Genomic DNA, 7,564 nt, shown 5'->3' with positions numbered 1-7,564 from the left:
AAGGAGGAAAACATAAAAGCTTATAGCTTCTGTATTGTCTTTTCTCTGTGTCGCGCGCAGCGCTTCTGTTAATGAATGCGAACCGAAACGCAGTTTCGCAGTCGCATGAAGTGTGCGTGGTAGTGGTAGTGGTTTTAATCTTTTTACAAAAAATAACCTGAGCCATGTATATAGGCATGAAATCTTGCTCTACAAAGAGAGGCCAATGAGCAAACAATGAGCAAATAAAAAGACTAAAAGACAATGCTTTAGTATTCAGTTTCCCCTTTAAGCAAAGCTCTTTCTATCCTCTTTGTACATAACCGTCATCTTGAAAGGCTATTCTACAAAGAGAAGCTAATGAGTAAATAATGAGCAAATAAAAAAAGGCTAAGAAACATGTCGTACTCACTTCTTTTGAACTTATTCACTTTAGGCATTCGCTCTTTAGCGAAGCGCCTCATTTATTTCTCTTTGTGAGTAATTTCTTGCATTGTAATGAAATCTTTAATCTTCGACGTCGGTTTTTCTCATAAAGTGACGCACTAACACTAGCATTACCCCTAACATTCCGCCTAGCAATGTGCCTAGTACGAATATCAATGCGCGTTTGGGTTTGCTTTTTTCTTCAGCAACGACTGCTGGATCGATAGTTTTAAAAACATATTCGGTTTGCGCTTGTGATAACATTTTTGTTTTTAACTGATCCTCAATCAACTGATAAAAAACGGTACGCATATCCGCTAAATTGGTCGTTTCTAAATTTGATTGTAGGTATTGAATATTGCGGTCAACTTCTTGCGAATCTGTTTCCCGCATCTCTTTATTGAGATCAGAAACGAGCAGTTCAACCCACTGCTTTGCTAGTATTGGCGATAGAAATTCAATGCTTAAGATGACCATGCCATTGTCTTTATCTGGGGCAGCAACAAGCATATTTTTAAATAATTTATACACTTCCCAGTCACTTGGCTCTGGTGACTTACCCGGTTTCACTTCGCGTAGCCAAAGCTGTTTTTCGCTATCGTAAATTTCGTTATTTAACAGTAATTCGCCACTATTAGCATCCCATTTTTCGCCCGCGAAAAGGGCGATTTTTAAATGATGACGATTAACAAAGGCGGTTAAAAACTGGCGGGATTGTAATACTGCTAATGCAAGATCTGTTTTGCTTGACGAGCCAGAGCCGAGATTAACGCCAGCTAAAGAAGCTAAACCACCAAACTGCGAGGCTAAACCACTCATGCCGCCCCCTTCTTTTGTTGCAGGGGCTAATAAAACAGACGATTTATAAATATTGGGTTTAGATAAGGCGAATACGACGGCACCGGCTGCGAACACGATGGTTAGTAAAATAATTAGCCATTTGCCTTTCCAAATAACGGCAAAGAGTTCGCGCAGGTCAATTTCATCGTCAGCGATCATTGCTTGCGATGCTGGAAATACATCGCTGTTTGTTACTGTCGTTTGTTGTTGATTTTGCATGTAATTAGGTCTCATGATGCATGATTTTAAAAATGAACAATATATTTTTTGATATTGCCTCTATGCTGCTTTTATATTATTTTTTTGGTGGGATAAATCCCACGCCCCAGAACATTGCTGTGTACACTTTTGGTGGGATAAATCCCACGCCCCAGAACAAAATGCTGTCTACACTTTGGTGGGATAAATCCCACGCCCCAGAACAAAATGCTGTGTACACTTTGGTGGGATAAATCCCACGCCCCAAAACATTGCTGTGTACACTTTGGTGGGATAAATCCCACGCCCCAGAACGATGCTGTGTACACTTTGGGTGGGATAAATCCCACGCCCCAGAACGATGCTGTCTACACTTTGGTGGGATAAATCCCACGCCCCAAAACGATGCTGTGTACACTTTGGTGGGATAACTCCCACGCCCCAAAACATTGCTGTCTACACTTTGGTGGGATAAATCCCACGCCCCAAAACATTGCTGTGTACACTTTTGGTGGGATAAATCCCACGCCCCAGAACATTGCTGTGTACACTTTGGTGGGATAAATCCCACGCCCCAGAACGATACTGTCTACTTAGGCGGTGGCCTCAGCATCTAGTTTTGAATAGCGCTCCAAGCGACACCTAATTGGTACATAATCTGCGTTGCTGACGTTAAGCTGGTTAATGTATCCATGTAATCGGTGTCCATCGGCATAACAATGGTATCACCTGGCATTAATGGCTGCTCTTGTCGGCTAAACCAGAATGATTGATTAGGCACAAATACACTGCCGTTTGCACGGATAACATAAACTCTATCCGTATCCGCTTGTTTTTTAGGGCCACCAGACAATGCTAAATAATCATCAACACTTTTGTCTTTTTCAAAAATATGCGCTGTTGGAAACTGTACATGGCCAATAACCGAAATCACTTTACGCAGTGGCGGTATATGCAACGAATCTTGGTTTTCTAAGTTAATGTTCTGCGTGTCATCATGCAGCAGAATTTTATCAAGATTAATAGACATGCGTCCAACAGCTTCCGCAACGCCTAATTGCTCAACCGTATCCAATGCACCCTGTGCGCTGTTACTCTGTATTGGGTTGCTACTCGACTGGCGACGAAATGCTAACGAGCTAACCTCTTCACGTAACTGTCGATGTAAAAATGCGAGCTGTTTTTCTTCTATTTTACGCAGGCTTTCGCGTGCAAAAACAGCACCTTTTGGGTAGGCGTATTCCGTTAGACCGCCCGCTCGCTGGATCACATCGTATAATGTTTCGCCGCGGTTAAAGCTGTAAGTGCCCGGAAACTTAACTTCTCCCGATAACCTCACCTTATAATCTTCGCGCCATTCAGGTTTAGTGAATATATGCACTCGGTCTTTACTTTCTAACTTAATATTCGCATTCGCCGTGCCTTTCATCGCAGCAGCAATATCAATGGTTTGATAGTTAATATGACTTTTACCGGCAACTAACTGCATACGACTGAGCTCACCAGCGGTTAAATAGGATGCTTCTTTTAAGCCACCAGCGAGATTAATCAGTGTCTGCAGATCTGCATTTTCAAATAACGGGTAAACCCCAGGGAACTTCACTGCACCACGAACATCCACAATTTGCACCGGATGCTCAAAATCAGACTGCGCTTTTAACTGCGCAATAATGGGTTTTAATAACTCAGCTCTAAAGGTCTGCGCACTGCTCTGCTGCTTGCTTTTATCGTCTAAATCAGAAATCACCAGCTCGTTGTTCACTTCTGTATTATCAATCTGTTTTGATAAGTTACTTTTTCCATCCGATTTATTAGCAATACCGGTATCTTTATTTAACACAATAATCTGATCATGCTCGTACAGTTTTATATCTAGCCTACTTTTAGGATTGGATACAGCAGCTAACAAATCAAAGTATATCACTTTAATATTGTGCGCTAAGCCTACTTCACGGACCAATAACGCGTTGTTTAAATCAGCATCTTTATTGAGATCAAGTTTAATGGATGTGATTAAATCACTGACTGTTAAATCTGCATACCATTGATATACGCTTGGGTTGACAACGGCGCCCGACAAGGTCACCGCATTACGGTACAGGTTAGTCACCTCACCTATATTCAGCTCATCACCATTTTTGACTATAAAAGCTTCACTGCTGTGCTTATCTTCTAAATCAAAGTTATAGATATCACGGCCAATTTTAGTTGTTCTTGTGACCTGCACGCTAGGGTATGCTTTGTCTTTTAAACCACCCGCAAGCGCAATCACACTGGCGATGTTTTTTTCATCTTTTAATTCATAAATAGCGGCACGTTTAACAAAACCATTGATACTCACGGCACGCTGTTTAATCGGAACAAAGACAACATCGCCTTGCTTTAATGAAATATCCAAGGAGGTATCACCGGCAATGAGCAGATCATAGAGATCAATCTTTTTAATGGTTTTATGATCACGTTTGATCTCGATTTCACGTAAAGAGCCTAATGTATTAATTCCTCCGGCGGCTTTTATCGCTTGAGTCACCGTTGATAAAGCGCTTATTATGTAGCTGCCTGGCTTATACGCAGCGCCTAAAACAAATACTTGGATAGTTTTTAATTTGCCTAAGCTGATGCTGGTTTCAACACCGATCATGCTGCGTTTTATTAATGCAGTGATCTCTTTACGGGCTTGCTGGTAAGTTAAACCACGTGCTTGAAATGGTCCTAATTCAGGAATATAAATTGTACCGTCTCGGTTGATCACTAAATCGTAGTTTTCTGTCTTTTTACCAAATATTTTAACCTGCAACTCATCCCCTACACCCAATAAATAATTATTAGGCACCGGAAGATCATTGAGTGGTGTTAACGACATCGGCTCACCAGCAAATAAGTCATAACCAAACATCTGCAAACCCGATTCTGATTTTTTGTCGGTGGTTGAGCGCGGCTCGATTGTTGGCTCGGTGCTGAGCGGGGCGTTATTTTCAACTTGAGGTGCAGTGACTGCATCTACATTGACACCGTATTGCGAAGCCAGTGCTTTTTGTTGCGAGCCTGGCAGCGCTTTAAATTGCTGAATCTGTGCAGCCGTTGGTGTTACTGCCAGTGTATTAGCAGACAAAACAAGCAGCGCTAAAGCTGAAAATAAGCGATTAAAATTAAACATGTTTCACTGGTTACCTATAATTGAAAAATTAAAGCCTCTGTGGCTCAGCAATAAATTTGTATTAAAAAATGTGCTACTACAGCAAAAAACATAAAAAAGTGACATTTAATTAAAAACGCAGCTCCCAAGACAGACCTGCATTTGCGTTGTCTTCATTTTCTGCATCGGATAATAAAAGTGATAAAGATAACATACCTTTGTAAAGCAGAAAACGATAAGCACCGACTAACTGATTTTCCTGACTTGTTAAACTTTCTATGTTGTTATGGTGTAAAAACAGCTGCCACTGGTGGTCATTTTCCATCTGTACATACGTTCCTGCTGAATAACGTAAATCATGCGCCCCAGTACTGCGATACTCCAACACAAAACGCATCTGCGCCCCCGCTGCGAAGAGACTATAGTCACTTCCCACTAGGAAATCTGAAAATTCAGATTGCGAATCGTCAATAATATACTGCGTATACACAGCCAGCGGTACATTGATAATAGGTAACAGACTGAGGCGCGTATCCATACTTAATTGCTGATCACGATCCTCAACATCATTATTTTGTGCGTCTTTAAAATCAAAGCGACTCAATGAGAGTTCAAATGCGTTAATCGGGCGTAAGGATAAACGGGAACGCCATGAGTATTTCCAATCATCACTACTTCTTAGTTGATTGATGCCGGTTTTAAAGTAAACATTGCCTACTAAGGGCAAATCAAGAAAGGTTCTTTCTAACCCTAATTCATAACTTGGATGAACTCGTTGCTCAGCACTAAGTGACTGCATCCAACTTGGACTCCACCACTGTGCCTGGGTATTAATGAAGAAGTTTGTTTGCCCTGTTGTGACAGCAAAATAACTATCATCGAAATTATACTGCGGATTGTCTTTATCATGATACTGCGCGTAATTAGCACTCACCCGCATCGAAAAACGCGACTCATCAATCTCAATATTTGAAAAAGCGCCCCATTTGACATCGTTTTTCTGCGCAAAGCTATTTACCATGTTTTTCTGTGCGCTTTTTAATTTTAATAGACGTTTGCCATAGCCTTTTTTCGCGGCATTAATTTTATAGGTTATATGATAATAAGCTTGGCGAGTATTGTCGGGGAGAGCAGCAGGAGATATATTTTTTATCTGTTCAGATATTTCTCGCCACGGTAGAGGAAAGGTATTGATAGGCACAGTGACGATACCCGCATCAGCAAGCAGCTGCAAATCACTGCGTAAATAAGCATCATCGCTTTCTAACCATGGGCTAGCCTGCAACGACACACACATAAAGCACAAAATGCAAGTCAAGATGTTTTGATTTAACTTATACACTAACCATCACCACCGACTTTAATTATCTAATTTGAACGAGCAACATTATATTAGGGTGAGACATCAAACGCTCAGGAAAAGACCTCACCGAACAGTCTAGAAAGCAACTCAAGCAGCCCGTTTCAGGCACGCTACCGCCACTAAAGTACAGTGGCCTTAGTTAACAATGAGCTTAAAATTTTTGCGTATTATAGAGTGATTAGATGGCAGGTACCAGATGTTTAGGAATAAAATATTGTTTCTAGACAAAGGGCCGTCGACTTTAGTCCTCCAAGTAAAAGCAAAATAATGCGGACTGAAGTCCGCGCCCCAGAACAAAGTCACAATGCGAGTTTAGGCTAAAACAAAGGGGCGTGGACTTTAGTCCACCAAGCAACAACAGAACAAAGACACAATGCGAGACTAGCCTAAACAAAGGGGCGTGGAGCGAATTGAACGACAGCTCAGTGTCATGAGCGGATAAGCTCTGCGCATCCTATTTTTAGTCCACCAAGCAACAACAACATGCGGACTAAAGTCCGCGCCCCAGAACGAATTCACAATGCGAGACTAGCCTAACCAAGGGCGTGGAACGAATGCAAGACAGTTCAGTGTCATGAGCGGATAAGCTCTGCGCATCCTATTTTTAGTCCACCAAGTAACAACAGAACAATGCGGGGTGCTAATTATTTCTTATTTCAGACTAAACTAATCATTTAACAATATTTCGAGCAAATAGGAAAAGCCATCTGATGTTGAATAAAAGCTTATTTCATATTGATCAAAAAAATGCCATTCAATTTGTTACCTTTCGAACACAAGAGAGTGTTGCCTACTATCTCGAAAAAAATAATATAAACACAACAAAGAGCACTTCAAAACAACAGTTCGAACAAGATAAGTTTTTAGATAATGCGGATGCAGGTGCAATTTTAAACAACGATATAATCACTTTGCTCACCACGTTATTCAAATCAAAAGATACGATTTACTATAATTTAATTGCATTATCAATTATGCCCAACCATGTACATCTTCTTTTTGAACAAATTTTTCCTCTTATGGAAATCATGCAAAAAATAAAAGGAGGAACCGCGTTGCTAATAAATAAACATTATCATAGAACTGGAACCCTCTGGGATAGAGGTTATTTCGATAAAATAGTCAGAACAGAAGAACAGTTGTGCATAACGTATCAATATATTAAAAATAATGCCCCTAATGCAGGGTTAAAAGATGCTGACACTCGGTTTTACGGCATATATGAAGATGAGTAGTGCAGGGTTACCCTAACTAAGGAACGTGGAGCGAATTGAGCGACAGTTCAGGATTATCAGAGGATAAGCTCTGCGCATCCTATTTTTAGTCCTCCTAGTAAGCAAAACATGCGGACTAAAGTCCGCGCCCCAGAACGAAACCACAATGCCAGGTTAGCCTAACCAAGGGGCGTGGACTTTAGTCCACCAAGTGGCAACAACATGCGGACTGAAGTCCGCGCCCCAGAACAACTTAACATTGCGAGATTACACTATCTAAGGGGCGTGGAACGAATGCAAGACAGTTCAGTGTCATGAGCGGATAAGCTCTACGCATCCTATTTTTAGTCCTCCTAGTAAGCAAAACATGCGGACTAAAGTCCGCGCCCCAGAACGAAACCACAATGC

At 41.2% G+C, this 7,564-nt stretch carries 4 protein-coding genes; 1 reads left to right on the top strand and 3 read right to left on the bottom strand.

The genetic code is table 11. The features are described from left to right. Positions 1–486 precede the first annotated feature (486 nt). The 3 genes from KSO91_RS15035 to KSO91_RS15025 all read right to left on the bottom strand — a co-directional run bounded on the left by KSO91_RS15035 (position 487) and on the right by KSO91_RS15025 (position 5,864). The gene (locus tag KSO91_RS15035) at positions 487–1,464 is read right to left on the bottom strand and encodes a Wzz/FepE/Etk N-terminal domain-containing protein (RefSeq protein ID WP_420830955.1); all 978 of its coding nucleotides are present in this window, start codon (positions 1,462–1,464) and stop codon (positions 487–489) included. Between the two features lie 592 nt (positions 1,465–2,056). After that, positions 2,057–4,600 (bottom strand): SLBB domain-containing protein, encoded by a 2,544-nt coding sequence (locus tag KSO91_RS15030; RefSeq protein ID WP_238743851.1) that lies wholly within the window; start codon positions 4,598–4,600, stop codon positions 2,057–2,059. Between the two features lie 109 nt (positions 4,601–4,709). Next, entirely contained in the window at positions 4,710–5,864 is a 1,155-nt protein-coding gene (locus KSO91_RS15025; protein WP_238743850.1) for a capsule assembly Wzi family protein, read from the bottom strand. Between the two features lie 788 nt (positions 5,865–6,652). Here KSO91_RS15025 and KSO91_RS15020 point away from each other — a divergent pair. Further along, positions 6,653–7,177: a transposase gene (locus tag KSO91_RS15020; RefSeq protein ID WP_238743849.1), complete on the top strand. Its 525-nt coding sequence runs from the start codon at positions 6,653–6,655 to the stop codon at positions 7,175–7,177. Positions 7,178–7,564: the final 387 nt, after the last annotated feature.

Source organism: Psychromonas antarctica (assembly GCF_022267535.1).
Taxonomy (GTDB): Bacteria; Pseudomonadota; Gammaproteobacteria; order Enterobacterales; family Psychromonadaceae; genus Psychromonas; species Psychromonas antarctica.
The sequence above is the reverse complement of the archived record's forward strand: the minus strand, read 5'-3'. Positions and strand labels throughout refer to the sequence as shown.